The 26906-nt window shown below is 74.9% G+C and carries 22 protein-coding genes, 2 tRNA genes and 2 pseudogenes; 7 read left to right on the forward strand and 19 right to left on the reverse strand.

Annotated features, from left to right (window positions below):
• Positions 1–56: 56 nt before the first annotated feature.
• From ACIQVD_RS28230 to ACIQVD_RS28240, 3 genes are read left to right on the forward strand one after another with little or no spacing between them, the layout of a single operon-like run.
• On the forward strand, positions 57–845 hold the full coding sequence (locus ACIQVD_RS28230; protein ID WP_400680043.1) for a (Fe-S)-binding protein: 789 nt from the start codon (positions 57–59) through the stop codon (positions 843–845).
• A complete protein-coding gene (locus ACIQVD_RS28235) occupies positions 842–2410 on the forward strand; it encodes a LutB/LldF family L-lactate oxidation iron-sulfur protein (RefSeq protein WP_402292078.1) in 1569 nt (522 codons plus the stop codon). Before ACIQVD_RS28230 ends, ACIQVD_RS28235 begins: the two co-directional genes overlap by 4 nt.
• Complete coding sequence (locus ACIQVD_RS28240; RefSeq protein ID WP_402292079.1) at positions 2407–3081, forward strand: lactate utilization protein C; 675 nt, start codon at positions 2407–2409, stop codon at positions 3079–3081. Before ACIQVD_RS28235 ends, ACIQVD_RS28240 begins: the two co-directional genes overlap by 4 nt.
• 15 nt (positions 3082–3096) lie before the next feature.
• Here the strand turns inward: ACIQVD_RS28240 and ACIQVD_RS28245 are convergent, their stop codons facing one another.
• From ACIQVD_RS28245 to ACIQVD_RS28275, 7 genes and pseudogenes are all read right to left on the reverse strand, one after another.
• A complete protein-coding gene (locus ACIQVD_RS28245) occupies positions 3097–3339 on the reverse strand; it encodes a hypothetical protein (protein ID WP_400680034.1) in 243 nt (80 codons plus the stop codon).
• A 90-nt stretch (positions 3340–3429) separates the two neighbouring features.
• Positions 3430–3503 (reverse strand) — tRNA-Lys (locus tag ACIQVD_RS28250).
• A 75-nt stretch (positions 3504–3578) separates the two neighbouring features.
• A pseudogene (locus ACIQVD_RS28255) lies at positions 3579–4142 on the reverse strand (bifunctional DNA primase/polymerase); the annotation flags it as partial.
• 116 nt (positions 4143–4258) lie between these two features.
• The gene (locus ACIQVD_RS28260) at positions 4259–4657 is read right to left on the reverse strand and encodes a hypothetical protein (RefSeq protein ID WP_402292080.1); all 399 of its coding nucleotides are present in this window, start codon (positions 4655–4657) and stop codon (positions 4259–4261) included.
• A gap of 160 nt (positions 4658–4817) precedes the next feature.
• Entirely contained in the window at positions 4818–6212 is a 1395-nt protein-coding gene (locus ACIQVD_RS28265) for an AAA family ATPase (RefSeq protein WP_402292081.1), read from the reverse strand.
• 7 nt (positions 6213–6219) lie between these two features.
• On the reverse strand, positions 6220–7818 hold the full coding sequence (locus ACIQVD_RS28270; RefSeq protein ID WP_400680026.1) for a hypothetical protein: 1599 nt from the start codon (positions 7816–7818) through the stop codon (positions 6220–6222).
• Complete coding sequence (locus ACIQVD_RS28275; RefSeq protein WP_402292082.1) at positions 7815–9035, reverse strand: hypothetical protein; 1221 nt, start codon at positions 9033–9035, stop codon at positions 7815–7817. The genes ACIQVD_RS28270 and ACIQVD_RS28275 overlap by 4 nt, the downstream gene beginning before the upstream one ends.
• 138 nt (positions 9036–9173) lie before the next feature.
• On the opposite strand from ACIQVD_RS28275, the gene ACIQVD_RS28280 reads away from it, so the two are divergent.
• Positions 9174–9824, forward strand: a complete 651-nt coding sequence (locus tag ACIQVD_RS28280; protein ID WP_400680021.1) for a histidine phosphatase family protein — start codon at positions 9174–9176, stop codon at positions 9822–9824.
• A gap of 115 nt (positions 9825–9939) precedes the next feature.
• Here the strand turns inward: ACIQVD_RS28280 and ACIQVD_RS28285 are convergent, their stop codons facing one another.
• Positions 9940–11322: a tetratricopeptide repeat protein gene (locus ACIQVD_RS28285; protein ID WP_402292083.1), complete on the reverse strand. Its 1383-nt coding sequence runs from the start codon at positions 11320–11322 to the stop codon at positions 9940–9942.
• Positions 11323–11658: 336 nt separating this feature from the next.
• On the opposite strand from ACIQVD_RS28285, the gene ACIQVD_RS28290 reads away from it, so the two are divergent.
• Positions 11659–12090: a hypothetical protein gene (locus ACIQVD_RS28290; protein WP_402292084.1), complete on the forward strand. Its 432-nt coding sequence runs from the start codon at positions 11659–11661 to the stop codon at positions 12088–12090.
• 226 nt (positions 12091–12316) lie between these two features.
• Positions 12317–13195, forward strand: a complete 879-nt coding sequence (locus ACIQVD_RS28295; RefSeq protein WP_400680012.1) for a spermidine synthase — start codon at positions 12317–12319, stop codon at positions 13193–13195.
• 20 nt (positions 13196–13215) lie between these two features.
• Here the strand turns inward: ACIQVD_RS28295 and ACIQVD_RS28300 are convergent, their stop codons facing one another.
• The 6 genes from ACIQVD_RS28300 to ACIQVD_RS28325 form a co-directional block, all read right to left on the reverse strand.
• Positions 13216–13779, reverse strand: coding sequence for a Uma2 family endonuclease (locus ACIQVD_RS28300; protein WP_402292085.1), 564 nt, complete (start codon positions 13777–13779; stop codon positions 13216–13218).
• A gap of 89 nt (positions 13780–13868) precedes the next feature.
• Positions 13869–14666 carry a hypothetical protein gene (locus tag ACIQVD_RS28305; RefSeq protein WP_402292086.1) on the reverse strand — a complete coding sequence of 266 codons (798 nt, stop codon included), beginning with the start codon at positions 14664–14666 and terminating at the stop codon, positions 13869–13871.
• Between the two features lie 166 nt (positions 14667–14832).
• A complete protein-coding gene (locus ACIQVD_RS28310; protein WP_402292087.1) occupies positions 14833–16290 on the reverse strand; it encodes a glycoside hydrolase family 1 protein in 1458 nt (485 codons plus the stop codon).
• Positions 16291–16349: 59 nt separating this feature from the next.
• Complete coding sequence (locus ACIQVD_RS28315) at positions 16350–17264, reverse strand: carbohydrate ABC transporter permease (RefSeq protein ID WP_111553427.1); 915 nt, start codon at positions 17262–17264, stop codon at positions 16350–16352.
• A gap of 1 nt (position 17265) precedes the next feature.
• Positions 17266–18222: a carbohydrate ABC transporter permease gene (locus ACIQVD_RS28320; protein WP_400680000.1), complete on the reverse strand. Its 957-nt coding sequence runs from the start codon at positions 18220–18222 to the stop codon at positions 17266–17268.
• Between the two features lie 109 nt (positions 18223–18331).
• On the reverse strand, positions 18332–19648 hold the full coding sequence (locus tag ACIQVD_RS28325; RefSeq protein ID WP_400679997.1) for an ABC transporter substrate-binding protein: 1317 nt from the start codon (positions 19646–19648) through the stop codon (positions 18332–18334).
• Between the two features lie 401 nt (positions 19649–20049).
• Here ACIQVD_RS28325 and ACIQVD_RS28330 point away from each other — a divergent pair, with 401 nt between their 5' ends.
• On the forward strand, positions 20050–21114 hold the full coding sequence (locus ACIQVD_RS28330; protein ID WP_100838181.1) for a LacI family DNA-binding transcriptional regulator: 1065 nt from the start codon (positions 20050–20052) through the stop codon (positions 21112–21114).
• Positions 21115–21271: 157 nt separating this feature from the next.
• On the opposite strand, the gene ACIQVD_RS28335 is transcribed toward ACIQVD_RS28330, so the two are convergent.
• From ACIQVD_RS28335 to ACIQVD_RS28355, 5 genes and pseudogenes are all read right to left on the reverse strand, one after another.
• A complete protein-coding gene (locus tag ACIQVD_RS28335) occupies positions 21272–21718 on the reverse strand; it encodes a DUF4442 domain-containing protein (protein WP_111553431.1) in 447 nt (148 codons plus the stop codon).
• 228 nt (positions 21719–21946) lie between these two features.
• Positions 21947–22022: transfer RNA gene (locus ACIQVD_RS28340), tRNA-His, on the reverse strand.
• Between the two features lie 114 nt (positions 22023–22136).
• Positions 22137–22739, reverse strand: coding sequence for an oligoribonuclease (gene orn, locus ACIQVD_RS28345; protein ID WP_100838183.1), 603 nt, complete (start codon positions 22737–22739; stop codon positions 22137–22139).
• A gap of 750 nt (positions 22740–23489) precedes the next feature.
• Positions 23490–24507, reverse strand: a pseudogene (locus tag ACIQVD_RS28350) (helix-turn-helix domain-containing protein); the annotation flags it as partial.
• Positions 24508–25897: 1390 nt separating this feature from the next.
• Complete coding sequence (locus tag ACIQVD_RS28355; protein WP_402292088.1) at positions 25898–26887, reverse strand: HAD family hydrolase; 990 nt, start codon at positions 26885–26887, stop codon at positions 25898–25900.
• Positions 26888–26906: the final 19 nt, after the last annotated feature.

Consider the following 26906-nt stretch of genomic DNA (forward strand, 5'->3'; position numbering starts at 1 on the left):
CCGTCATTCTGCCACGCCCGCTAGCTTGCATCTAAGCTTGCATCTATGATGCGGGCATGCCTCCGAACGCCCCCCGCTCCCGGACCGCCCTGTTCGTGACCTGCCTGAACGACACCCTCTTCCCCGGCACCGGCCGCGCCGCCGTCACCCTGCTGCGCCGGCTGGGCGTGGAGCCGGACTTCCCGCCGGGCCAGAGCTGCTGCGGACAGATGCACTTCAACACCGGCTACCGCCGGGAGACCGCCCGGCTCGCCCGGCACTTCGTGGACACCTTCGGCGGCTACGAGGAGATCGTCGTCCCCTCCGCCTCCTGCGCCGGGATGCCCGCCGAGGCGTACCCCCTGGCCGCCGTCGGCGACCCCGGGTTGGCCCGGGAGGTGGCCGAACTCGCGCCCAGGGTGGTCGAGTTGACCGAGTACCTGACCGACCGGCTGGGCGTCGAGGACGTCGGCGCGCACTTCCCGCACCGGGTCACCTACCACCCCACCTGCCACAGCCTGCGGGCCGCCCGGCTGGGCGACCGGCCCTACCGGCTGCTGCGCGCCGTCGACGGCATCGACCTCGTCGAACTGCCCGCGCAGGAGGAGTGCTGCGGCTTCGGCGGCACCTTCTCGGTGAAGAACCCGGCGGTCTCCGGCGCGATGAACGGCGACAAGGCCCGGCACGTCCTGGAGACCGGGGCGCCCGTGCTGGCCGCCGTCGACAACTCCTGCCTGATGAACATCGGCGGCCGGCTCACCAGGGACGGCCACCGGGTGCGCACCCTGCACCTGGTGGAGATCCTGGCCCGCACCGCCCAGGACGGGCCGCTGCCCGGCGTCCCGGTGGCGGAGGCCGTGCGATGACGAGGTCGTTCCTGGGCTGGCCCGCGTTCCCCGAGGCCGCCGAACGCGAGGTCGGCAACCGGCAGTTGCGGGAGAACGTCCGCCGCGCCACCCGCACCATCCGGGGCAAGCGGGCCGTCCTGGCCGCCGAACGCCCCGACTGGGAGCAGCTGCGCGACAGCGCCGCCGCGATCAAGGACCGGGTGCTGGCCGACCTGGAGCGTTACCTGCTCCAGGTCGAGGAGAAGGTCACCGCGGCCGGCGGCACCGTGCACTGGGCCCGCGACGCCGCCGAGGCCAACCGGATCGTCACCGACCTGGTCAGAGCCACCGGCGAGCGCGAGATCGTCAAGGTCAAGTCGATGCTGACCGAGGAGATCGGCCTCGACGCCGCCCTGGAGGCCGCCGGGATCAACGCCCGGGAGACCGACCTCGCCGCCGCCATCGTCCAGCTCGGCGACGACCTGCCCTCGCACGTGGTCGTCCCCGCGCTGCACCGCAACCGCAGCGAGATCCGCGACATCTTCGCCCGCGAGATGGGCCGGCACGGCCGCCCCGCCCCCGACGGGCTCACCGACGACCCCGCCGAACTCGCCGAAGCCGCCCGGCTGCACCTGCGGGAGAAGTTCCTCGGCGCCAAGGTCGCCGTCTCCGGCGCCAACTTCGTGGTCGCCGAGACCGGCACCCTGGTGGTCGTCGAGTCCGAGGGCAACGGCCGGATGTGCCTCACCCTCGCCGACACCCTGATCTCCGTCGTCGGCCTGGAGAAGACCGTCCCCGGCTGGCAGGACCTCGAAGTCTTCCTGCAACTGCTGGCCCGCAACGCCACCGGCGAGCGGATGGCCCCCTACACCAGCACCTGGACCGGCACCACGGACGGCGACGGACCGCGCGACGTCCACCTCGTCCTGGTCGACAACGGCCGCACCCGCGCCCTCGCCGACCCGGTCGGCCGGCAGGCCCTGCGCTGCATCCGCTGCGGCGCCTGCATGAACACCTGCCCCGTCTACGAGCGCACCGGCGGCCACGCCTACGGCTCCGTCTACCCCGGGCCGATCGGCGCGATCCTCAACCCGCTGCTCAAGGGCCTCGACGACGCGCAGACCGCCTCCCTGCCGTACGCCTCCACGCTGTGCGGCGCCTGCAACGAGGTCTGCCCGGTGCGGATCCGGTTCACCGACGTGCTGCTCGACCTGCGCGCCCAGGTCGCCGACGGCGGACGGCACCCGGTGGAACGGGCCGCGCTGAACACCGTCGGCGCGGTGATGGCCCGCCCCGCGGTGTGGAAGGCCGCCGTGAAGGGCGCCGGACTGGTCGGACCGCTGCTGCCCCGGCGCACCGCGCTGCCCGGCCCGCTCGGCGGCTGGACCGACAACCGGGCGCTGCCCGAGATCCCCGGCGAGTCCTTCCGCAGCTGGTGGAAGCGGAACGAGCGCGCCGGCCGGAACGGGCCCGACGGACGGGGCGGGGGCGGCAGTCGGGACGAGCGCGGTGGCCGGGACGAGCGCGGCAGCCGGGGCGGACCCGGCGGGCGGGGCGGGCCCGACGGACGGCAGGCCGCACGGAACCGAGGAGAACACGCATGACCGGCACCGCCCGGGACGAGATCCTGCGCCGCATCCGCGCCGCCGCCGTCCCGCCCGCCCCCGAACCGCCCCGCGACTACCTCCGGCACGCCCCCGGCCTCGACCCCGACGACCGGACCGCCGTGCTCGCGCTGTTCGCCGAACGGCTCGCCGAGTACGGCGCCACCGTGCTGCGCGCCGAGGACCCCGGCCCCGCCGTCGCCCGGGCGCTCGCGGACGAGGGCGCCCGCAGCCTCGTCGTCCCGGACGGGCTGCCCGCCGGGTGGCTGCCCGCCGGGTGGGACGGCGAGGTGCGCACCGACCGGCCGCCGCTCGGGAAGGCCGAACTCGACGCCACCGACGCCGTCCTGACGGCCTGCGCGGTCGCCGTCGCCGACTCCGGCACCCTGGTCCTCGACGGCGGACCCGCCCAGGGGCGCCGCGCCGCCACCCTGCTGCCCGACCTGCACGTGTGCGTGGTCCGGGCCGAACAGGTGCGCTCCGCGCTGCCCGGCGCGCTCGCCCGGCTCGACCCGGCCCGGCCGCTCACCTTCGTCAGCGGGCCGTCGGCCACCGCCGACATCGAGATGATCCGGGTCAAGGGCGTCCACGGGCCCCGCCGGCTGGTGGTCGTCCTGCTGGACCGGGCGGACGCGGCCGACGGGGCGGACCGGCCGACCGGGTCGGGCTAGCCCGCCGGACAGGGCCTAGCCGGCCGGGCTGGGCGAGGCGGAGACCGCCGGGCGCGGGGCCGGGCCGTGCTGCGCCGTGTACACCAGTCCGAAGCCGAGGCCGGCCGCCAGCGTCACCGCGCCCGTCCAGGCCAGCGCGCGGCCCAGACCCCGTCTGCGCCGCTCCCGCCGGTGCGCGCGCAGGGCGGCCGCCTCGGCCTCGGCGAGCTCCGCGTCGAGCCAGGCGGCCCAGTCGGAGTGAAGATCGTCGGACGCCATGACCCGGACATTAGCAGCCCTTTACACACCCTCCGGGCGTGCGGCGCAACGCGAAAGGCCCCCCGGTGAAGGGGGGCCTTTCGCTGTCGGTGCGCCGCCAGGGACTCGAACCCCGGACCCGCTGATTAAGAGTCAGCTGCTCTAACCAACTGAGCTAGCGGCGCCTGCTGACGTGGAAGACTCTAGCAGCGGCCGGGGCCGGGGCTCAAATCGATTCCGGCCCGGACGGCACCCCCCGTTCAGCGCGCGTTCGACCCCGGGTCGCCCGCCTCCCGGGTGCGGCCGCGCGCCGCCCGGACGCACGCCCACAGCACCACCGAGGCCCCCGGCAGCCAGGGCTCGCCGGTGTCCGGCGCGACGATCCACCGGCTGGACGAGGACTCCGGCTCGTCGATCGCCCGCTGCACCGGCGGCACCGTGATCGCGTCCCCCGGCCCGTGGCACAGCAGCGGCGGCACGTCCCGGGCCCACTCCTCCCAGGCCAGCAGGGTCCGCAGCCGGGCCGCCGTCCCCGGCTGCACGAACAGCAGCGTCCGGCCCCGGTACGTCGCCACCGGGCCGCAGCCCGGGCCCGAGGTCCACAGCTCGTCCAGCACCCGGCGGCCGAACACCGCCGGCAGGCTGATCACGTCGAAGACCCGGCCGCACGGCAGGACCGCGGGCGCCCACGGGCGGGCCTCCCACAGCGCGCGCATGCTGCTCGGGTACTCGCTGGCGGAGGCGAGCCACGCCTCCCCGGCGACGCTGACGTACTCCACCGATTGATAGGTCCAGATGTCCACCCGGCCAGGGTGGCCCGGCGGCGCGGCCGGGCGCGCCGAAAACGGCGTTCGCCGGACAGCGGCGGGGGTCCGGGCGTACCATCGCCCGCCGCATATGCCAGTGGCCTGGCGGAGCCGACGGCGGCTGAGGACGGGCCCTACTCCTCCGGGCCGCGGCGCTGCAGCGACCGGCCGTACTCGACCATCTTCACCGCGTAGTCCGGCGTCCAGTCCGCCCGCTCGGCGATCTGCTCCGCGGAGAGCGCGTCGAACCGGCGCGGATCGGCGAGCTGGGCGGCGGCCAGCGCCTGGAAGTCCGTCGCCCGCTCCGCCGCGGCCCGGAACGCCAGGGCCAACTCGGTGGAACGCGACAGCAGTTCGGACGGGTCGTCGATCGACTCCAGGTCGAAGAACCGTTCCGGCTCGGGCGCCGCGCCCTCCGGCTCGAAGATCAGCTGAGCCGGACGGATCCGTCGGGCCGGCCCCGGCACCGGCGGGACGACCGCCGGAGTCGGCGAACCGCCCTGGTCGGACGCCTGCGGATGCGAGTCGGGCATGACGGGGGCACCTCCGGGGGTGAAAGGGGAAAGACGGCCGCCGTCCATTGTCGCGCGCGGACCGCCAGAACCGGAACGGTGCGGCCACGGGCGCTATTCCCCGCCGGGGGCGTACGGGTGGCTCCGCGCGCCCCCGGCGGCACTCGGCGGCACCCGGCGGCTAGAGCCGGACGCGGTGGTGGGCGAGGTGGGCGAGGACCGCGTGGTTGGCCTCCCAGCCGTCGGGGAACTTGACGGCCACGCCGAGCTGGACCGGCTCGGTGGCCGGGTGGTCGTCGAGCAGTTCGGGGATGCCGGCCCGGGCGACCACGATGCAGGCGTGCCGGTGGCGGGAGGCCAGGACGCAGAGCCGGCCGGTCTCCAGGTGGAACGCGGTGGCGTCGGGGCGGCCGGAGAGCGGGTGCAGCACGACCGTGACGTCGTACTCGCGGCCCTGCAGCCGGTTCGCCGTGTCGACCGTCACCGCCTCGCCCGCCGCCGGGTCGACCGGGACACCGAGCCGGGCCAGTTCGGCGCGCACCGCGGCGGCCTGGTCCCGGTGCGCGGTGCCCACCGCGACCCGGCCCGCGGTGAGCGGGGCGCTGCCCTGCTCGGAGTGCGCGGTCAGCTCGCGCTCCAGCAGCCGGCGGACGGTGGCCGCGACGGCGGCGACCGCCTGGGCGTCGGTGCGGACGGTGTGCCGGGCGGGCAGCTCCAGCAGCGCCCAGCCGCTGCTCGCCGCCTCGTCGATCGCCGCGTCCACCGCCGAACCGTCCCCGCGCCGCCCCGGCCGCAGGGTGCGGTCGCCCGGGCCGGTGCCGGAGCGGAACGGCGTGTACGGGTAGAACGCGGCGGACACCAGCGGCGCCGCCGAGGCGGGCAGCCGCCAGGAGACCGGCAGGCGGTGCGGCTGGATCGCCGGGTTGTGGGCCAGCAGGGTGACCACCGCGGAGGAGGACGGGTCGTAGGACAGGCCCGCCCACTGGTCGGTGCCGACCACGGTGAACGGGTCGAGCTGGCCCGGGTCGCCGACGAACAGCGCCCGTTCGAAGAGCCGGGCGACGGCCAGCAGCGCGTCCGAACGCATCTGGTACGCCTCGTCCACGATGGCCTGCCGCCAGGGCTGCTCGGTCCGCACCCACTGCCACTTCGCGGCGGTGGAGATCACCACGTCCTGCTCCAGCAGGTCGGCGACCTTGTCCCTCGCGGTGACGTTCGGGTGCCGCAGCGCCTCCGGCGCGGGCCGCGCGTCGCTCGCGTGCAGCCGGCCGACGGTGATCCCGGGGGCCTTGGACGCCAGCCGGTCGACCAGGTCGTCGACCTGGCTGTTGGTCTGGGCGACGATCATCAGCCGCTCGCCCGCGCCGACCAGTTCGCGGGCCGCCCGCACCACCAGCGTCGACTTGCCCGCGCCCGGCGGGGAGTCCACCACCACGCCGCGCGGCGCGCCCGGCACCGGGCGCACCACGGCGTCCAGGATGCCCGCGACGGCCCGGTCGGCGGCCTCGCCCGGGGCCGGCCCGGCGACGGGGGAGGAGGTCTGACGGCCGGTCACCGGCGCTCCGGAAAGGTCCATGCGCTGATCATTCCCACTCGTCCGCACCGGCCGACACCTCCTCGACGGCCACCGGGGGGCCGCCGTGCGTCCACGGCGTGTCCGCCGGGTCCGGCAGCGGCGCGGACTGCCGGGGCGCCAACTCGAACAGGGTGAACACCACGGCCGTGCCCGGCTCCGGCACGCTGCCCGGCTCCGGCTCCCGGCGGCGCCCCATCCCGGACAGCAGCCGCACCACCACCTCGCCCGGCGCGGCCGAGACCACCTCGGCCCGCTGGGCGGGCTCCGCGTGCGCCCGGTGCACCTCGCGGCCCGGATCGGCGTGCGGACGGTCGTCGGTGCGCACCACCAGCAGCGGGCGCGGCTTGGGGGAGCGGCCCGCCGACCACTCCGGGACGACGTCCACCACCTCGCCGGCGAACGCCTCGCCGGACAGCCGGCGCTCCGCCATCGCCAGCGGGTCGTCCAGCGACTCCTGGATCTCCAACCTGGCCTGCTCGCGCTCGCGCTGGGCCAGCTTGCGGGCCGCCGTCACCGCGTCGTCCCGGCGCGGCTGCGGGGGCTCGCCCGCCGCCACCCGGTCCCGGTGCATGGTGAACGACCAGCGGTCGCCCTCCCAGCGCTCCGGCAGGTGCCCGGCCGCCGGCAGCGCCCGCAGCAGGTCGAGGCCGCGCCAGACGTCGTGCCAGGTCGGCAGCGTCGCCGCGCGCAGCACCCGGGCCAGCTCGGCCCGCGCCTGCTCGACCAGGGCCGCCGCCCGGCGGGACTCCGCGCCGTCCCGGGCGGCCTCGGCCCGCTCGCGCACCGCGACCGCCGCGTCGTGCCGCAGGATCGCCGGGGCCAGCACCCGCTCGTCGAACTTCGGATCGGTGGTCGGACCGGCCGGCGGGTGCAGCAGCAGGCCGTCGCCGTCCCGCGCCGACTCCACCCACTCGGCCGCCGCCGCCCCGGTCGCGGCCGGCTCCAGCCCGGACGGCGGCAGGTGCCAGGCCAGCCGGGCCGCCAGGTGCTGGTCCTCCAGGTTGCTCTGTCCGGTCGCCCAGTGCCGCGCCAGCAGACCGGTCACGGTCAGCAGCATCGAGGAGCCCGGCACCTGCGCCCGGTCCGTCAGGTGCGTCAACCAGCGCCCCAGCAGCGGGACTTCGGTCGGCGCCGGGTACTCACCCGGATCCGGGTCCTGCGCCGTGCGACGGAACCGGGTGGAGCGGCCCAGCAGCGCCAGGTGCGCCACGCCCCCCGCGTTCGGCACGACCAGCTGCGGCGCGTCCGCGCACAACTCCCGCACCACCGGCACCTTCTCGCCGCTCACCGGGTCCTTCTCGGAGCCCTCCAGCAGCTCCACCTCGTCCCCGAACGACTCCAGGTACGGCACCACGTCCCGGGCCACCGCGGCCAGGAACTCCGAACGCTGGGTGCGGTTCAGCGGCTGCGGCACGAAGTGCAGCCGGGGCGCCTCCCGGTCGGTGCCCAGCAGCACCGCCAGCGGGGCCCCCGCCTCGCCCGCGGCCGCCAACGGCACCAGCACCATCGGACGCTCCGACAGGTGCCGGTGCCGCACCGTCGCCAACGGCTGCGCCCGCTGCGCCCGCACCGCCTCCAACCGGGCCAGCGTGGACAGCAGGCTCACCGCGCGCCCCCCGCCGCCGCCAGCGCCTCGGCCCGCAACCGGGCCGCGTACGCCAGCCGCTCGGACGCCTCGTCCAGCCCCAACTCGGCCGCCAGCTCCGGCTCCAGGCCCGCCGCGGCCCCGGACTCCGCCGCCGCCAGCGCCTCCTCGACGGTGCGCAGCGCGCCCAGCTCCCCGCGCACCCCGCGGCCCAACTGCTCCACCGCGCCCGCGCAGCGCGCCTGTGCCCGGCAGTGGAAGCCCAGCTCGCAGGTGGAGATGCACTCCGGGGCGTACGCGGCGGGCACCGCGTCGACCGCCTCCGTCAGCTCCCCGACCGGCCGGGTCGGCGCGCCGGTGTCGTCCCGGGCCAGGTCGAAGGTCACCCCCTCGGGCAGCGCCGCGAGCAGCTGCTCGACCCTGGTCATCCGGGACAACTGCCGCCGGGTGGTCGCCAGTTCGCGCCGCACGTCGACCGGGACGGCGACCGGCTGCGCGGAGAAGTCCTTCGGGCAGACCAGCAGCACCGTCAACTCCGGTGTCCCCGGCAGCTCCTGGACGGCGTACGGATCGGCGGACAGCGGGCGACCGGCCAGCCGGGCCGCCGCCTCCTGCAGCGCCAGCACGTACACCGCGGCCTGCCGGGCCGCCGCGCCGACGTTCGCCGGATCGGCCGAACCGTCCAGCACCGGGAAGGACTTGATCTCCACCACGGTGCACCGCCCGGCGTGCACCACCAGCGCGTCCGGCTCCAGGTAGGCCGGGCTGCCCGCCACGTCCAGCCGCAGCATCGGGTGGTCCAGCAGCGTCCAGGCCGCCGGATCGGCCGCGGCCTCGGCGAGCGCCGCCAGCGTCCGCTCCGCGCGGACCGCCGGGGCCGCCGCGGGCAGCAGGTCCGGCACGGCGGGCGAGGACGCCTCGTCCGCCGCCACGCCCAGCCGGCGGCGCAGCGGATCGAGCAGCACCGCGTAGCCGTCCCGCTTCAGCCGGGACTCGAACTGCAGGCCGCGGCGGATCGCGAACGGCGACTGGCCGAACGGCGCGGGACGCCCCAACTGCCGGGCGAGCGCGGTCTTGTCGACGCCGGCGGCGTCCAGCAGGGCGCGGCGGCGGCACCCCGGATTGGCGGCGAGGGCGGCGAGGGCCCGGGCGTCGAGGCTGCGCTGCGGCGCCGGGCCGCGCAGCTCGGAGAGCCGCCGCAGCGGCGGGGTGGCCTGCCCCAGGTGCGAGACGTTCATGGTGCGGCCCAGTCTCGCATCCGCAGCCGACAACGCGGAGCCCGGAGGTCGGTCCGGTGGGTCGGGTGGGGGATCATGGGGCGGTGGCCCTCGACGCCGGGGCCAGTGAACCGCACCCTTCCGAACGAGGTACCCCGCATGCCCGCCCGCATCGTGCTGGTCCGCCACGGCGAGACCTCCTGGTCGGCCACCGGCCGCCACACCGGCCGCACCGACGTCCCGCTCACCGACGAGGGCCGCGACATGGCCCGCGCCCTCGGCGAACGCCTCGCCCGCGCCCCGTGGAACGGCCTGCCCGACGCGACCGTCTACACCAGCCCGCTCTCCCGGGCCCGGGAGACCGCCGAACTCGCCGGCTTCGGCGACCGCGCCACCGTCCGCCCCGAACTCCTGGAGTGGGACTACGGGCAGTACGAGGGCCGCACCGGCGCCGAGATCCGCGAGACCGACCGGCCCGGCTGGCTGATCTGGCGCGACGGCGTGCCCGGCGGCGAGACGCTGGCCCAGGTCTCCGGCCGGGTCGACGGCTTCCTCGCCGAACTCAACGCGGAGCACGGCACGCCCGACCCCGACACCACCACGATGCACTGCGCGGACCGCGACGTCGTCCTGTTCGCCCACGGCCACCTGCTGCGCATCCTGGCCGCCCGCTGGCTCGGCCTGCCCGCCGAGTACGCCCAGCGCCTCAAGCTCGGCACCGCCGCGCTCTGCGTGCTGTCCTGGGAGTACGGGCTGCCCGCCGTCGAGATCTGGAACGACCACAGCCACCTGGAGCGGCTGGGGCACTGACGTCCGGCCGGGCGTTCGCGTCCGCGCGGACGCTGACGCCCACCCGAGCGCTGACGTCCGCCCGGGTGTTCGCGTCCGCCCGAGCGTCGACGCCTGCCCGGGCGCTGACGCCCGCTCAGGCCGCCGCCGCGTCGTAGCCGTCCAGGAAGTCCCGGACCTCCGGCACGGCGGCGTGGTCGCGCAGCCGGTCCGCGGTCCGCGCCAGCATGCCGCGGATCCGCGCGGACCGGACCCGGTCGAGCAGCGCCACCGCCGCCGCGCCGTGCTCGGCCGCGCCCGCCAGGTCGCCCCGGCCCAGCCGGTCGTGCGCCAACTCGGCGGTGTACAGCACCCGGTTGCGCACGAAGTGCGGCTCCTGGAGGCCGATCGCCCGCTCGGCCCGGCCACTGGCCCGGTCCCACTCGCCCAGCGCCGACCAGCACTGGGCCTCCTGCCCGGCCAGTTCGGCCTCGCCGAAGAAGGACATCCACTCCGGGTCGTCCGGCCGCTCGCCCCGGTCGAACAGCGCGTACGCCCGGGCCAGCGCCCGCTCGCAGGCCGACCGGTCGCCGAGCAGCGCCCAGGCGCCCGCCTCGCGCAGCGCCAGCAGTGACAGCAGCCGGTCCGAGCCCAGCCCGTCCGCCGCGGCCTGCCCGGCCTGGGCGGCCCGCAGCGCCTCCCGGGGGCGCCCGGCGTCCCGGGCCAGGAAGGCGCTGTTGCTGAACACGTGCGCCTCCAGGTGCGGGTCGCGGGCCATCCGGGCGGTGGCCAGCGCCTCCGAGTAGAACGACCTGGCGTCCGTCAGCCGGTTCGAGTCGTGGGCCAACCAGCCCACCGAGACCGCGAGTTCGCCCGCCCCGCCCTGCAACCGGCGCTCGGTCGCGGCGTTGTACTCGCCGTCGTTGAGCAGCACGTAGGCGCTGCGCAGCGACTGCCCGGCCAGCTCGAACAGGGCGTCCGCGCCGTGCGCGTCGTCCAGCAGCCGGATGTCGCGGACCGCCTGCTCGACGCCCTCCACCTCGGCCGCGCCGACCCGGCGGCGCTCCGGCCGGGGCGGGGCCGCGGGCAGCGGGGCGGCGGCGGAGGGTGGGGCCTGGTCCAGGCCGAGCACGGCCGCCAGGGCGGTGGGACCGCCGTTCAGGAACGTACGGCGAAGCACGTCGTCGTTCTCCTCGTCAGACCGGAGCGGGGCGTCCGGCGGGTGCGCCGGGACGGACGGTTCGGTGGCCGGCGCCCGGCGGCGGACCGCCGTGCGCGGGGCGAACCCGAGCTCCGCCAGCGACTTCTCCGGCCACATGTGCCGGAACACCCGCTCGTACGCGTAGTTGGGGCAGCGGATCTCGCCGGACTCGACCCGTCCGACGTAGCGCGCGTCGCAGGACACGTGCTCGCCGATCTCCCGGGCGGCCCGGCGGACCAGGGTGGCGAACTCCCCCGGCGAGAGGGCGCCGCGCAGCTCGCGCATCGCCTGGTTGGGGACGGGCGCCGGACGGGGCCCGCCGGTTCGCGTGGCTGCCATGCTGCACTCCGAGGTCGTGCCGGGGTGGTCGCGCCGACCCCTGGGGGGAGGGCCGCCGCGTCGCCACGACAGTACCGGCAGTCACCGTGCGAACACGGCGAGTTGCGAGGAGTAGGTGGGTCAATTGCGGACAATACGGACCTAGTTGCCGCGTTGTGCCATGAAATGCCATGGCTTGCTGTATCGGAGGCCGTGGCCTGGACGCCCGGTCCCGCGTTGTCCTGGTACATGGACACCGGCGGTGCGGGCCCCCTCCCGCACCGGGCCCCCGTCGCACGACCGGGTGACGGAGCACCATCCGGTTTCCGCGCGACCCGAGGCGACAGGAGGTCCCCCATGGCCACCGGAGTTCCCCAGTACCGACGGCCGGCCGCCCCCGCCGCGCCGCCGAGCCCCGCGCCGCCGGCCCCCGCGCCCGTGAGCTCGGCCGCCCGCGTGGTCCAGTACGACACCGTCACCGTCCAGGTCCGGCACGGCCTGGAGGCGGTCGACATCCTCCGGCTGCGGCGCGCCTGCGGGGCCGTCCAGCAGACCGCCTCCGGCGGCGCGATCGCCTTCCTGGTCCCGGCCGGCACCGCGCTGCGCTGGCACCTGTCCGGCTCCGCCTGTACCCCGGGGGCCGAGCTGCTCCCGCCCACCGACCCGCGCTGGATCATCCCGCCCTCCGGCTCCCAGCCGTACCCGCGCCCCACCGACGCCTGGGTGCTGCGCTCCGCGCTCTGCGAAGCCGCCACCACCCTCACCGCGGGCGGTCTCGGCCCGCTCTGAGCGCATCCGGGCGCTGTCTGACGCCTCATCAGAGAACCTGCCCGAAACGGCAGTTGGCATGCAACCGTCGTCTCAGCGGGCGGAACGCCCGACCCCGCAGCGGGCAGCGCCCGTCACCCACCGTCGCACCCCCTCGCCGGTGGGCCCTCCGCCGTTCCGCCCGCGGCGCGACGGGGCGCGACCCCGACCGGCGGCCGCTCCGGGGCGGTCACCGGATAATGGGGCCATGGGCCGTCCACGTACCACCCCCGCCGTCCCCGGCCGCGCGCACAGCCAGGGTCCGCTCACCGCGGCCGTCGCCTCCGGCACCGCCGAGCTCCGCCCCGACCGCGACCGGCCGCACGCCTGGCAGCTGCTCCTCGACGGCGCGCCGCAGTCCCTGGTCGACCTCGCCGACCCCGGCCACCTCGGCTTCGCCTACCAGCGCCGGATCGGCCACCTGATCGACCTCGCCGCCCCCGCCCGGCAGCCGCTCACCGCCCTGCACCTCGGCGGCGGCGCGCTCACCCTGGCCCGCTACACCGCCGCCACCCGGCCGCGCTCCCGCCAGCAGGTCGCCGAGATCGACACCGGGCTCACCGAGCTGGTCCGCGCCGAACTGCCGCTCGACCGCGGCTGGCAGATCAAGGTCCGCGGCGGCGACGCCCGCGCCGTCCTGGAACGCACCCCCGACGACTCCACCGACCTGGTCATCGCCGACGTCTTCGCCGGCGCCCGGGTCCCCGCGCACTGCGCCACCGTCGAGTTCGCCCGCCACGCCGCCCGCGCCCTCACCGGCGGCGGCCACTACGCCGCCAACATCACCGACGGCGGCCCGCTCGCCTTCGCCCGCGCCCAGGCCGCCGCCCTGGCGGCCGTCTTCCCCGAACTCTGCCTGATCGCCGACCCCGCCGTCCTGCGCGGCAAGCGCTTCGGCAACCTCGTCCTGCTGGCCGCCCACACCCCCCTCCCGCTCGCCGAACTCACCCGCCGCCTGGCCACCGACCCCGCCCAGGCCCGCCTGCTGCACGGCCGCGACCTCACCGACTTCACGGCCGGCACCGCCCCGGCCACCGACGGCACCGCCGTCCCGTCCCCGGCCCCGCCGCCGAGGGCCTTCGACTGACGGCCCCCGCCGGTCAGCGGTCAGCGGCGCAGCACGGCCGGATCGAGGTCGAGCGGGAACGGGTCGGTGAGGGCGGTGGATTCGCCGGGCCGGACGGTGCGGTCGAGGTAGCCGCCGTCCCGGTCGAGCCGGCCGAGGTGCAGGCCGGGCAGCGGGTCGAGGTCGAGCCGCCAGTAGTGCGGGATGCCGGCGGCGGCGTACGGGCCGGGCTTGGTGCGGCGGTCGATGACCCTGGTGGACGGCGAGGCGATCTCGACGACGACCACCACGTCGTCGGCGTGCAGGGTGGCCCCCGCCCCGGCGGCGGCGGACGCGTCGGCGATCACCAGGTCGGGGATCAGCAGGCCGTCGGGGACGAGCACGTTGACGGCCTCCAGCACCTCGAACGGGGCGCCCGAGGTGTGGATCGCGGCATCGAGGAGTGCCCACAGCCGCGAGCTGATCCGCTGGTGCGGAACTCCGGGATTGGGGCTCGTCAGCAGGGCCCCCCCGACCAGTTCGATGCGATGGCGGGTGTCTTCGGGCAGGGCGAGGACGTCTTCGACCGTCCACGGCCCAGGGTGATCGGAAACGGCGACACTCACGATCCTTCCCACCTTCCTTCGACGCCGTGGAGCGGAATGCCTCCATCGTCCCCACAGGCGCCGTTCGGCGATACCAGGGGGAGACCGGGTCAGTGGCCGCCGCCCGGGAGGCCGCGGTGCTTGTACATGGCGGCGGCGGTGAGCAGCAGGCCGGCCGCGATGGGGAGGAGGACGGCGACGGTGCCCTCGCCGGCCGGGCGGGTGGGCGCGGCGGTGAGGGCGACCCGGTCGGGGGTGGTGGGCGAGGGGCGCGGGGCCGGGGTGCCGAGCGGCGGGGCGGGGCGGGGGGCCGGAGTGCGGGGTTCGGCGGGGGCGGCGGCGGCCGGGGCCTCGGCGGTGGTGGTGGCGGGGGTATCGGCGGAGGTGCGCTGGGCCGGGACGGTGGGCGCGGGGGCGCCGGGGGCGGTGCTCCCGTCGGGGTCGCGGCCGTTCGCGGGGCCGGAGCGGGAGGCGCGGGGGCCGTTCTCGGGGCGGAGCTGCGGGGGGACGCCGGAGAGCAGGCCGGCGGCGAGCGAGAAGGCGTCGGCGTGGTGGCCGGGGAGCGGGAGTTCGCCGGTGCCGAGGTGGTGGCCGAGGGTGGCGCCGAGGCCCTGCACCGGCCGGTCGCCGACCGCGCCGAGGGGGAGCGCGCCGCCCGCGCCGCCCGCGGTGCCGGCCGGGTCGAGGGCGTCCACGGCACCGGCCGCACCGGCCGCACCGGCCGTGCCGACGGCGCCGACCGTACCGGCCGCCTCGCCGACCGGTCCGTCGAGCGGGTCGCCGTCGTCCGAGCCGGGGCGGACGACGGTGCCGAGGGCGCGGCCGGGGTGGTGCGGCGGGTGCCCGGTGTCGGCGGCGCGGGCGTCGGCCGCCCCGAGGCCGAGGCCCAGCACCTGGGCGGCGAGCATGCCGCCCGCCGCCAGTGCCCCGGGCCGTCCCCACCGCTGCCGGGTGGTGTCCGAACGTCGCGGTCGCTTCGCGTGGTTGGTCCGCACACCAGGGGAGAACGAGCGGGACTCCCCGCGGTCACGCCCGTCGCTCACACTCCGTCACACCGTGCGGGCGCACGGGAGTTCAGGCGAGCCCCCCGCGCCGGATCACCTCCGCGTACCAGCGGGCGCTGGTCTTGGGGGTGCGCCGCTGGGTCTCGTAGTCGACGTGGACGATGCCGAAGCGCTTGCTGTAGCCGTACGCCCATTCGAAGTTGTCCAGGAGCGACCAGAGGTAGTAGCCCCGGACGTCGGCGCCCGCCGCGATCGCCTCGGCCACGGCCGCCAGGTGCAGCTCGACGTAGCGGACCCGCTCCGGGTCGTGGACCTCGCCGTCCGGGCCGACCACGTCGTCGAAGGCGGCGCCGTTCTCGGTGACCATCAGGGGCAGGCCGAAGTCGCGGTGCATGCCGATCAGCGAGTCGGTCAGGCCGGAGGCGTCGATCGGCCAGCCCATCGCGGTGACGTCGTCGTTGGCGAGGTGGAAGACCACGTCCTCGGAGCCCGGCCAGCAGCTGAACTCGCTGTCGCCGTGGCCGTCGTTGCGGGCGGCCTCGGCGCTCCCCGCGGCGTCGGCGCGCGGGGCCGAGACGACGGTCGGGTTGTAGTAGTTGAGGCAGAGCAGGTCGATCGGACGGCCGATCTCCGCCTCGTCGCCGGGGCGCACCAGCTCGTCCCAGTCGACCAGGTGGGCGGTGTCGGCCTTGAGGTCCTCGGGGTACCCGCCCTTGAACATCGGGCCGGTCCAGACCCGGTTGCCGACCGCCTCGATCCGGCGGGCCGCCTCGCGGTCCTCCGGGGTGTCGGTGAGCGGGCGGACCAGGTGCAGGTTGAGCGAGACCGAGACCTTCGCCGAGGCGGGCAGCACCTCGCGCAGCGCGCCGACGGCCAGGCCGTGGCCGAGGTTGAGGTGGTGGGCGGCCTTGAGCGCGTCCGCCGGGTTGGTGCGGCCGGGGGCGTGGACGCCGGAGCCGTAGCCGAGGAAGGCGCTGCACCAGGGCTCGTTGAGGGTGGTCCAGACCGGGACGCGGTCGCCGAGCGCGCCGGCGGCCAGCGCCGCGTACTCGGCGAAGCGGTGGGCGGTCTCCCGGACCGGCCAGCCGCCGGCCTCCTCCAGGTCCTGCGGGAGGTCCCAGTGGTAGAGCGTGGCCACCGGGGAGATGCCGTGTTCGAGCAGGGTGTCGACCAGGGCCCGGTAGAAGTCGAGGCCGCGCTCGACGGCCGGGCCGCGGCCGGTCGGCTGGATCCGCGGCCAGGACAGCGAGAAGCGGTACGAGGTGAGGCCGAGGTCGGCCATCAGGCGGACGTCCTCGCGGAAGCGGTGGTAGTGGTCCACCGCGACGTCGCCGGTGTCGCCGTTCAGCACCTTGCCGGGGGTCCTGGCGAAGGCGTCCCAGATGGAGGGGGTGCGGCCGTCCTCGGCGGCGGCGCCCTCGATCTGGTAGGCGGCGGTGGCGGCGCCCCAGGCGAAGCCGGGCGGGAAGGCCACCCGGGGGGCCGCCACGGAGGCGTGGGCGGCTGTGGTCGGATCGGTCATGGTCATACGGGAGCGCTCCCATGGTTCGAGGGTGGACAGGGCGGTGTATCCGGTCTTCCGGCGGATCAGCTCTTGACGGCGCCGGAGGTGATGCCGCCCACGATGTGCTTCCCCAGAACGGCGAAGATCAACAGCAGCGGCAGGGTGCCGACGAGCGCACCGGTCATGATCACGGCCTGGTTGATGTCGTGGCCGGAGCCGCCGCCGATCGCGGAGAGCGCGACCTGCACGGTCGGGTTCTGCTGGGTGAGCACCACGAACGGCCAGAAGAAGTCGTTCCAGGACTGCACGAACACCAGCATGCCGAGCACCGCCATCGCGGGCCGGGCGATCGGGAACACCACGTGCCAGATGATCCGCAGGCTGTTCGCGCCGTCCACCCGGGCCGCCTCGATCAGCTCGAACGGCAGCGCCTCGGTCAGGAACTGGCGCATGAAGAACACGCCGAACGCGGCCACCAGCGAGGGCAGGATCACCGACTGCAGGTGGTTGCCCCAGTCCAGCTTCGTGACGATCCGGTACAGCGGGATGACGCTGAGCTGCGGCGGGATGGTCATGGTGGCGACCACCAGGGTCAGCAGCGCGTTGCGGCCCCGGAAGCGCAGCTTGGCGAAGGCGAAGCCGGCCAGCGTGGAGAACAGCACCGTGGACAGCGACACGCAGCCCGCCACGACGGTGGAGTTCAGCAGCGCGGTGCCCATGTCCGCCTGGTCCCAGGCGGTGGTGATGTTCGTCCACAGCTCGCCGCCGGGCACCATCGGCGGCGGCGACTGGGCGACCCGCTCGCCGGTGCTGGAGGCCGCGACGAAGGTCCAGTAGAGCGGGAACAGCGAGACCAGGGCGGCGATCCCGAGCAGCAGGTAGGCGACCGGGCCCGCCTTGTCGTGGTCGCCCGCCCCGCGGCGGAACAGGCCGCGCGGGCGGTCCTGCTCGGCGGGCACCGCCCCGCGGGTGGAAGGAGTGGACAGGGTGGCGGCCATGTCAGCCTCCCAGCTCGTGGCGCTTGCGGTAACGGGTGATCAGGTACTGCGCCAGGCCGAGCAGCAGCAGGAGCAGCAGCATCGTCCAGGCCACCGCCGAGGCGCGGCCCAGCTGGCGCGACGGCCAGCCCAGCTCGTACAGGTAGAGGCTGAGCGTCTGGAACTGGTGCGCGGAGCCGCCGGACACGCCGACGCCGCCGCCGAACAGCATCGGCTCGCCGAACAGCTGGGTGGCGCCGATGGTGGAGACGATGATGGTGAACATGATCGTCGGGCGGATCGACGGGACGGTGATCCGGGTGAACTGCTGCCAGCGGTTGGCCCCGTCCAGGCTGGCCGCCTCGTACAGGTCCTTCGGCACCGCCTGCATCGCGGCCAGGTAGATCAGCGCGTTGTAGCCGGTCCAGCGCCAGGTCACGATGGTGGAGATGGCGATCTGCGAGGGCCAGGTCTCGGAGTACCAGTTCGGGTGGATCCCGACCGTGCCCAGCATCCAGTTGACGAACCCGTAGTCCGGGTTGAACAGCTGGACGAACACCAGGGTCGCGGCGGCGATCGAGGTGGCGTACGGGGCGAGGATCGCGACCCGGAAGAAGCCCCGGCCGCGCATCCGGTAGTTGAGCAGGTGGGCCAGCCCGAGCGCCGTCAGCAGCTGCGGGACGGTCGAGATGACGCCGATGGTGAAGGTGTTGCGCAGCGCCGTCCAGAACTGGTCGTTCGACCACAGGCGGGTGTAGTTGTCGAAGCCCCGCCACTCCATCACGTCCGGCTTGAGCAGGTCGACGTAGTGCAGCGACAGCCAGCCCGTCCAGATCAGCGGGAAGAGGCCGAAGGCGGCGAAGCAGAGGAAGAACGGGGCGATGAAGGCGTACGGGGAGGCCTTCAGGTCGAACCGGTACAGGCGGGAGCGCCAGGCGGGGCGCGCGGGCGGGGCCTCGGCGCGGACGTGGGTGGCCACTTGGGGTTTCCTTCCCGGAGGTGGCGAGGGGCGGCGGAACGGCGCCCGGCCGGGTGGGCGGACCCGGCCGGGCAGTAGGGACCGGCTACCGGCGCGCGGCCGGCCCGGATCAGTTGCTGGTCTTGTCGTCGATCAGCTTGGACACGTTCGCCCAGGCCTTGGCCGGGTCGGTGCCGTGCTCCTCGATGTCGAGGATGCCGTTGTCGGTGATGATCGTCTTCACGTTGCCGTCCTGCTCGCCGATCGGCGCCGGCTTGATGGACTGCGCGGCGGCGGCGAAGATCTGGCCGGTCGGCGCGTTGTTGAAGTACTCCTGCTTGGCGCCCTGGACGGCGGGCTGCTGCAGGCCGCCGACGGTCGAGGGCAGGTTGCCGACCTTGGTGAAGACCTTGGCCTGCTGCTCCGGCGCGGTCAGCCAGGCGGCGAGCGCTGCGGCCTCCTTGGTGTGCTTGCCGGCCTTCGGGACGGTCAGGAAGGCGCCGCCCCAGTTGGAGGCGACCGGCGGGGCCGCGACGTCCCACTTGCCCTTGCCGGAGTCGCCGGAGTACTTGCTGATGATGCCGGTCATCCAGGACGGGCAGACCACGGTGGCGAACTTGGCGTTGGCGAACGCGGCGTTCCACGGGTCCTGGAACTGGCGCAGACCGGCGCTGATCTTCGCCTGCGAGGCGGCGACCGCGAGGTCCCAGGCGGTCTTCACGCCGGCGCTGGTCTTGTAGACGAGCTTGCCGGAGGCGTCCGAGTACTGCTCGGGCTGGGCCGACAGCGCGGCGTTGAACAGGCCCGAGGCGGAGTCGGTGAAGAAGGTGCCGGCCGGGGCCTTGGCCTGGTAGGCCTTGCCCGCCTCGACGAACTTGGACCAGTCGCCCGCCCACAGCTTCGCGACCTCCGCGCGGTCGGTCGGCAGGCCGGCCTGCTGGAACAGGTCGGTGCGGTAGCAGATCGCCATCGGGCCGATGTCGGTGCCCAGACCGATCAGCGAACCGGACGCGGTGGTGGCCTGCTTCGACTTCCAGTCCAGCCAGTTGGCCGGGTTGACGCCCTCGGCCTTGCCGAGGTCGACGAACTTGTCGCCCAGCGTGTTGGTGGCCTGCGCGATGTAGCCGACCTCGACCGCCTGGATGTCGGCCAGGCCGCTGCCCGAGGCCAGGTGGGTGGTCAGCGCGTCCCAGTACTTCTGGCCGTCCTGGACCGTGTCGTACTTGATGGTGATGTTCGGGTGCGCGGCCATGTACTCGTCGTACAGGCCGGCCTCCACGTAGCCGAAGGTGCCGAAGTCGCCGACGTTGAGGGTGATCTTCCCGTTGGCGTCGGTGGAGCCGCCCTTGTCCGAGCTCGACGAGCAGGCCGTGAGCAGCAGGGTGGACGCGGCGAGGACCGCGGTGGCGGCGACGGCTGCTCTGCGGGGGCGGGAGGTGGTGCGCATGGGGGCGAACTCCTTTGTCCGGGTGTCTTCCGTGGGTGTGGCGTGGTCGTGCCGGGCGGGAAACGAGAGCTTCGTGGGTGTTCTTGGTGCGCTGAATCTTGGCTACAGTGTGGGAGCGCTCCCACAGCTGGCATGCCGGAAGGTTGCTGTGTCGCGGGGGTGAGTGTCAAGACGTGGTGACATAAACGTTGCCGGAGCGTTTCCACCTCCGTCACCGCCGCCGCCGACGCTCCCGGGCTCCCGTCCGGGTCGGCCCCGGACCGCTCCGGACCGCCCCGGATGGTCGGAAACGCGGCGGGACCGGCCACAATGAACAGTCCGTACGGGCCCGGGCGGGTCCACCGGATCCATCCCGTCCGCCCCGTCCGTCCCGTCCGTCCCAGAGACCGAGAGGTGTAGCGATGAGCCCGACCGCACAGCGCCCCGACGCGCTCCACCCGGGCGCCGGCGGCAGAGCCACCGCGCGCCCCACCCTGGAGGAGGTGGCCGCGCTGGCCGGCGTCGGCCGCGGCACCGTCTCCCGAGTGATCAACGGCTCCCCCCGGGTCAGCGCCAAGGCCCGCGAAGCCGTCCAGACCGCCATCGCCGAACTCGGCTACGTGCCCAACCGGGCCGCCCGCACCCTGGTCACCTCGCGCACCGACTCGATCGCGCTGGTCGTGCCCGAGGCCGAGACCAGGCTGTTCTCCGAGCCGTACTTCTCCGACATCATCAGCGGCGTCTCGGCCGAACTCGCCGAGACGGACATGCAGCTGCTGCTGATCCTGGTCCGCAACCAGCGCGAGCGGGACCGGCTCTCGGCCTACCTGACCGCCCAGCGCGTCGACGGCGTCCTGGTCGTCTCGGTGCACCGCGACGACCCGCTGCCCGGGCTGCTGGAGAGCCTGGAGATCCCCTCCGTGCTGGCCGGCCGCCGCAGCGACCTCGAACCGCTCAGCTACGTCCACGCCGACAACGCCGGCGGCGCCCGGATGGCCGTGCGCCACCTGCTCCGGCGCGGCTGCACCCGGGTGGCCACCCTCACCGGCCCGCTCGACATGGAGGTCGCCCAGGCCCGCCTCGGCGGCTACCGCCGGGCCCTGGAGGAGGCCGGCCACGCCTACGACGAGGAACTGGTCGGCCTGGCCGACTTCACCGAGGAGGGCGGCCGGGTGGCGATGCGCGAACTCCTCGACCGCAGGCCCGAGTTGGACGGCGTGTTCTGTGCCTCCGACGTGATGGCGGCCGGCGCGATGCAGGTGCTGCGGGCCGCCGGGCGGCGGATCCCCGACGACGTCGCGGTGATCGGCTTCGACGACTCGATCGTGGCCCGGCACACCGACCCGCCGATGACCAGCGTCCGCCAGCCGATCGAGGAGATGGGCCGCACCATGGCCCGCCTGCTGCTCGACGAGATCCACGAACGCGGCCGGGCCCGGCGGCAGGTGGTGCTGGCGACCGAGCTGATCGTCCGCGACTCCGCCTGACGGCGGGGCGGGCGCGTGGGGCGGGCGCGAGGGGCGGGCGCGAGGGGCGGGGGCGAGGGGCGGGGGCGGGTGTGGGGGCGGGCGTGGGGCGCCGTCTCCCGCGTGCCGCCCGGGTCGGGGTGTGCGGTCGCCCCGGCCCGGTCGGCCCGCCGGGTGCTCAGGAGTTGGGGCGCAGGGTCCAGACGATCTCCAGCACGCCGGTGACGGCGCCGTCCTCGCGGGTGATCTCCACGGTGATCGGGAACTCGGGGCGCTGGCCCTCGTCCAACTCGGCGATCACCTCGGCGACCGGCCGGCCGAGCGTCGCGGTGGCGGTCACCACGCCGCGGGCGAGCTTCTTGAACGAGATTTCGCCGACCGTCGGCAGCGGCACCGCGCGCCCCAACTGGTCGCCGAACGCCGCCAGCACGATCGCCCCGCTGGCGGACTCGGCCAGCGTGAACATCGCCCCCGCGTGCGGCCCGCCCACGTGGTTGCGGTACTCCGGCAGGTCGGGCAGCCGCAGCACGGCCCGCTCCGGGGTGGTCTCCAGGTACTCCAGCTGCAGGGTCTTCACCATCGGGACGGTGGACGTGAGCAGCTCGCCGATCGCAGTAGTGGTCATGCCGCGATGTTACTAGCGGGTAGCTTGGCCGTCCATGCCCGGTCGGCGGCCCCCTCCCGCCGCGCGGGGCCGACCGCTCCAACCGGTGCGCCCCCGTCCCGAATCGCCGCTGCCGCTGCCGCTGCCGCTGCCGCAGCCGTTTCGGCGTATTGGCGTATTGGCGTATTGGCGTTCCGGGCGGGAACGACGAAGGCCCCGGTCGATTCCTCGACCAGGGCCTTCGTGCGATGGGGTGAGTGACGGGACTCGAACCCGCGGCCACCTGGACCACAACCAGGTGCTCTACCAACTGAGCTACACCCACCATCTGTCAGGTGCTTTCCCGCTCTCGCGTTCCCGCTCCGACAGGAAGAACTCTACAGGATGCGGAGGGATGCTCGCGCCAGGGTTTCCCCGACCGATCGGACCGGTCCGCTGGTCAGGTGGTGGGCACCTGGTGGCGGGCGGCGATCTCCCGCGCGGTGTCGCTGTCCGGGCCGGGCTGCGGGACGAACACCGCCTCGCGGTAGTAGCGCAGTTCGGCGATCGACTCGCGGATGTCGGCCAGCGCGCGGTGGCTGCCGCCCTTCTGCGGGCTGTTGTAGTAGGCGCGCGGGTACCAGCGGCGGGCCAGCTCCTTGATCGAGGAGACGTCCACGATCCGATAGTGCAGGTGCCCTTCCAACTCGGGCATGTCCCGGGCCAGGAAGCCGCGGTCGGTGGCCACCGAGTTCCCGCACAGCGGGGTCTTGCCGGCCTCCGGGACGTGCGCGCGGACGTACGCCAGCACCTGCTCCTGGGCCTCGGCCATGGTCAGGCCGTCCGCGAGCTCGTCGAGCAGGCCCGAGGAGGTGTGCATCTGCCGCACCACCTCGGGCATGCTCGCCAACGCCTCGGCGGGCGGGCGGATGATCACATCCACGCCTTCGCCGAGCACGTTCAGCTCGGAGTCGGTCACCAGGGCGGCGACCTCGATCAGGGCGTCCCGATCGAGGTCGAGGCCGGTCATCTCACAGTCGATCCATACCAGACGGTCATTCACGCCTTCACCCTACGGCGCGATCGCGCGCCCCCGACACCGCACGCGCCCCGCCCGGGGCGAAGTCCGCCGTGTCGCGCGCCCCGCGCTCCGGCTCGGCCTCCGGGCGGTGCGCCGCCTGCCGGCCCCGGGCGCTCGGCTGCTCGCCGGTCGCGTCCTCCGCGATGGCGTGCTCCACCGGACGGTCCGGACGCTCCGCCGGACCCGACCCGCGCCCGCCCGGGTACGCCGCGCTCGGCCGCACTGGCTGCCCGGGAGAGGGCTGCGCGTGCGCGTGCGCGGGCGACGACCCCTGCTGGGCACCCGGGTACGGGCCCCCGGCCTGGCCGGGCTGGCCGCCGCCGTGGCCCGCCTGACCGCTGTGACCGGACTGACCGCCGTAACCCGACTGACCGGACTGACCGCCGTGCGCCGCCGGGCCGGTGCCGCGACCCGCGTACCGGGGGTCGCCCGGACGCTCCGCCGAGCGCGCACCGAAGGCGCTCGGCGGCGGACCGGCCTGCGGCGGCACCAGCGGACGCGGACGCTGCTGCCCCGCCGCACCCCCGCCCGGACCGGTCGGCCGGCCCAGCGGACCGCCCGCCGATCCGGCACCGGCCGGAGTCGGCTGACCGTGCGTCACCGGCCCGTGCGCCGAAGCACCGTGGGCGCCGTGGACGGCGGGCCCGTGGGACGCCGGGGCGTGCCCGTTCTGGCCCGGGCCGCGCTCGGCCAGGGCGTTGTTCGGGACCACCGGGGCCACCTGACCGCCGGCGGCCGGGCGGCGGGCCCGGAAGGTGGTCCGGTACGCGGCCGGGGAGACCCCGAGCTGCCGCCGGAAGTGCCCGCGCAGCGCCACCGGCGAGCGGAAGCCGCAGCGGCGGGCGACGTCGTCCACCGACAGGTCCGAGGTCTCCAGCAGCCGCTGCGCCTGCAGCACCCGCTGGGTGATCAGCCACTGCAGCGGCGCGCTGCCGGTCAGGGTGCGGAAGCGGCGGTCGAAGGTGCGCCGCGACATGTACGCGCGGGCCGCCAGCACCTCGACGTCGAACTGCTGGTTGAGGTTCTCCAACGCCCAGGTGACCACCTCGGCCAGCGGGTCGTTGCCGATCTCCTCAGGTAAAGACTGATCGATGTACTGGGCCTGACCTCCACCGCCGCGGCGGTTCGGCACTACCAACCGGCGGGCCAGCGCGTTGGCGGCCTCGGCGCCGTGGTCGCTGCGGACCACGTGCAGACAGAGGTCGATGCCAGCCGCGGTGCCTGCGGAGGTGAGGACGTCGCCGTCGTCCACGAACAGCTCGCGCGGGTCGACGTGGACCCGCGGGTAGCGCTTCGCCAGCGTCGGCGCGTACATCCAGTGGGTGGTCGCCGGGCGGCCGTCCAGCAGCCCGGCGGCGGCCAGCACGAAGGCGCCGGTGCACAGGCCGATGATGCGGGCGCCCTCGTGGTGGGCCTTGCGCAGCGCGGCGATCGCCTCGACCGGCGGCGGCTGCGAGATCGACCGCCAGGCCGGAACCACGATGGTGCCCGCCCGGGACAGCGCCTCCAGCCCGTACGGGGCGGTCAGCGTCAGGCCGCCGGTGGTGGTCAGCGGGCCCTCCTCGCCGGCGCACACCAGCAGGCGGTAGCGGGGGACGCCGGCGTCCTGCCGGTCCACGCCGAAGACCGACAGCGGGATCGAGCTCTCGAAGATCGGCGCCCCGCTGAACAGCAGCACCGCCACCGTCTCGCGCCGCCGCCGTCCGGCCAGCTTGCGCGGGGAGGAGAGCAGACCGGGACCGGCGAGCACGTCCGGCGCACCGCCCGCGCCCGCGCCACCCGCCGTCGCGGTGGCCGCACCGCCGTGACCGCCGTGGGAGTTGTGGGCGCCACCGTGGGAGTTGTGGGCGGCGTGGCCGCCCGGGGTGAGACCGCCGTGGCCGGGGGCCGCCTGCGCGGGGGACTGGGCCGCGGCATACTGAGCGCCCGTCACCGCTCCCGGACCATCTTGGAGCTGGCCGCTGTTCGGGCCGCCGCCGGTACCGATGCCGCTGCCGGTTCCAGGGCCGGTTCCGGAGCCGTGGCCACCGCCGGGGTTGCCGCCCAGCGAACCGGCCGACGCGCCACCGAACTTGCCGAGTCTCGCCGTGCCACCGGGATGGGACGACGGCTGGCGGCCGCTTTCAGGACCCGCGTCGCTCCTGCTCACCCTGCTCAAGGCGCTCCAGCCCCCTCGGTGGTGTGGTGGTCTCGGCTGCCGCTCTGCGAGCCAAGATCGAATCTACTTGGTGGACCGTTGCCGTTGTGACAAGTTCACCATCCGACGCTATGTCGACATGGCAATTTGGCGTGAAGCATTCGATCACGAAGCGTGGCACCCGTCGACCCCGCTGTGAAGGGGGCGCGAACAACCGTGGCCGGTTGTCGCACGACCTGTCGGCGATTCACCCGTCGACGGTGCACCCACCGCCCGCTGTGTGCTGCGGATTTGCCCGAACGGCAGGGCAGCGAGGCAAGTTGGCCGAAAACGTACGGTTCAAATCGGGGGCGTGAAACCGCCTTCCACGCGCCACAGCGCACACCTGAGCCATGATCCCCGCGCCCCGTCAGCCCCCCGGCCCAACCCGAACCGGCCACTCCTGAACGCCTCTCACCTCACGCTCCGTCACTTGAGCCCCTCCGTTCCGCTTCCGTCCCACTGGCACCACGCCCCCCACCCGTCCCGGCCGCCTCGTCGCTTCGTCGCCGCCCCGAACCTCCCGGCCCGCCGCCCCGAGCGCCGCACATTCGTCCGAATCCAATCCCTCCCGAGGCGGCCACACGCGCCACGCGGCCACGCTCCGGCGGCATCCCACCACCACCTCGCCCAGCCCCCGCCGTCGCCGAGCCGCCCCTTCGCGCCGCTCGCCGGACTCCCGCGCCCGCAGACCGGCCGATGTCGCCCCGGCCCGCCCCGAAGCCTCCGGGCCGTCGAACCGGAGCACCGACTTCACCCGGCCCCATTCGGGCCGTCGGGCCGGGAGGGTGCGGGGTGGCGCGAGGAGCGCGCAACGGCGGGACACCTCTCCGTCGGAGCACCTTTTCAGTGACGCTCCGTCAAATCCTTTTATCGGAAGCGGGTTTGGGTGAACGCATCCAACCGGATGCGTGCGTGGTGGCGGCGGCGGCAGCGGCGTCCGCGTCCTGCGTCTGATGTCCGGTCAGCTCGCGGCGGTCGCGGTGTCGCTCCAGCGGACCTGGGCGACGGCGGCCGAGGCCGGAACCGGAGCGGACTCGATCGACATGAGCGGTACGGTCTTCGTCCGCAGGACCGGCTGGGCGAGCGGTGCGCCCGAGGCTGCCGGAGCGAGTGGAGTGACCGGGATGAGCGGCGACTTCGACGCGGCCGGAGCGTTCGGGACACTCGGAATGTTCGGAGCACTCGGACCGTGCGGCGTCAACCGGGATGCCGGGATGGCGAGTTGGCCGCGCAACCGCTGGGGTCGGGTGGTCGTGGCCGCGGCGAATCCCCGTCCGGCGAGGGGGTGTTCACCTGCGGCGAGGATCACCCGCACCGCCTCCGGCAGGCTCGGCGCGCTGACCGTCGGACGGTAGGCCCGCTCCGCCCACGGCCGACCGTGGTGCAGCCACGCGCTGCGCAGCCCCGTCGCCTCCGCCCCCGCGATGTCGGCCGGACCGTAGTCGCCGACCATCCAGGTCTGCGCCTTCCAGTCCCCGGCCGGCCGGAAGCCGCACCGCCGCGCCGCAACCTCGAAGATCAACGGGTCCGGCTTCAGGCAGCGGGCCTCCTCCGAGATCACCCACCCGTCCACCAGAGAGGCGAGCCCGGTCAGCCGGATCTTCTCCAGCTGGGGCAGCGTCCCGCCGTTGCTGACGATCCCCAGCGTCCATCCCGCCTCGCGCGCCTCCCGGAGTGCCGCGACGTGTGAATCCGGGCACTGGATGTGGGAGTTGATGCCACTCCGGTAGTGCGCGAGCAACGAGTCGACCGACCGGTCGATGCCGTAGCGGCGCTTCGCCGCACCCAGTACGGTGCTGCGCGGCACGTAGCCGCTGCCGTCGAGCATGACCAGCCAGTCGAGGTCCCCGGCGGGCAGGCCGTTCTCGGCGAGGAAGCCCTCCGCCCACGCTCTGAACGCGGCGTCCCTGGGCAGCAGGGTGTTGTCGAGGTCGAGCAGGAGCAGCGGCATGTCGAGCATGCTGCCAGCG

The sequence above is a fragment of the Kitasatospora sp. NPDC090308 genome, from assembly GCF_044769485.1.
Taxonomy (GTDB): domain Bacteria; phylum Actinomycetota; class Actinomycetes; order Streptomycetales; family Streptomycetaceae; genus Kitasatospora; species Kitasatospora fiedleri.

Excerpts from the sequence above, each read along its gene's own strand:
- ACIQVD_RS28230 (WP_400680043.1), top strand. The coding sequence starts at position 57 with ATGCCTCCGAACGCCCCCCGCTCCCGGACCGCCCTGTTCGTGACCTGC.
- ACIQVD_RS28235 (WP_402292078.1), top strand. The coding sequence starts at position 842 with ATGACGAGGTCGTTCCTGGGCTGGCCCGCGTTCCCCGAGGCCGCCGAA.
- ACIQVD_RS28240 (WP_402292079.1), top strand. The coding sequence starts at position 2,407 with ATGACCGGCACCGCCCGGGACGAGATCCTGCGCCGCATCCGCGCCGCC.
- ACIQVD_RS28245 (WP_400680034.1), bottom strand. The coding sequence starts at position 3,339 with ATGGCGTCCGACGATCTTCACTCCGACTGGGCCGCCTGGCTCGACGCG.
- ACIQVD_RS28260 (WP_402292080.1), bottom strand. The coding sequence starts at position 4,657 with ATGCCCGACTCGCATCCGCAGGCGTCCGACCAGGGCGGTTCGCCGACT.
- ACIQVD_RS28265 (WP_402292081.1), bottom strand. The coding sequence starts at position 6,212 with ATGGACCTTTCCGGAGCGCCGGTGACCGGCCGTCAGACCTCCTCCCCC.
- ACIQVD_RS28275 (WP_402292082.1), bottom strand. The coding sequence starts at position 9,035 with ATGAACGTCTCGCACCTGGGGCAGGCCACCCCGCCGCTGCGGCGGCTC.
- ACIQVD_RS28280 (WP_400680021.1), top strand. The coding sequence starts at position 9,174 with ATGCCCGCCCGCATCGTGCTGGTCCGCCACGGCGAGACCTCCTGGTCG.
- ACIQVD_RS28285 (WP_402292083.1), bottom strand. The coding sequence starts at position 11,322 with ATGGCAGCCACGCGAACCGGCGGGCCCCGTCCGGCGCCCGTCCCCAAC.
- ACIQVD_RS28290 (WP_402292084.1), top strand. The coding sequence starts at position 11,659 with ATGGCCACCGGAGTTCCCCAGTACCGACGGCCGGCCGCCCCCGCCGCG.
- ACIQVD_RS28295 (WP_400680012.1), top strand. The coding sequence starts at position 12,317 with ATGGGCCGTCCACGTACCACCCCCGCCGTCCCCGGCCGCGCGCACAGC.
- ACIQVD_RS28305 (WP_402292086.1), bottom strand. The coding sequence starts at position 14,666 with ATGCTCGCCGCCCAGGTGCTGGGCCTCGGCCTCGGGGCGGCCGACGCC.
- ACIQVD_RS28310 (WP_402292087.1), bottom strand. The coding sequence starts at position 16,290 with ATGACCATGACCGATCCGACCACAGCCGCCCACGCCTCCGTGGCGGCC.
- ACIQVD_RS28315 (WP_111553427.1), bottom strand. The coding sequence starts at position 17,264 with ATGGCCGCCACCCTGTCCACTCCTTCCACCCGCGGGGCGGTGCCCGCC.
- ACIQVD_RS28325 (WP_400679997.1), bottom strand. The coding sequence starts at position 19,648 with ATGCGCACCACCTCCCGCCCCCGCAGAGCAGCCGTCGCCGCCACCGCG.
- ACIQVD_RS28330 (WP_100838181.1), top strand. The coding sequence starts at position 20,050 with ATGAGCCCGACCGCACAGCGCCCCGACGCGCTCCACCCGGGCGCCGGC.
- ACIQVD_RS28335 (WP_111553431.1), bottom strand. The coding sequence starts at position 21,718 with ATGACCACTACTGCGATCGGCGAGCTGCTCACGTCCACCGTCCCGATG.
- ACIQVD_RS28355 (WP_402292088.1), bottom strand. The coding sequence starts at position 26,887 with ATGCCGCTGCTCCTGCTCGACCTCGACAACACCCTGCTGCCCAGGGAC.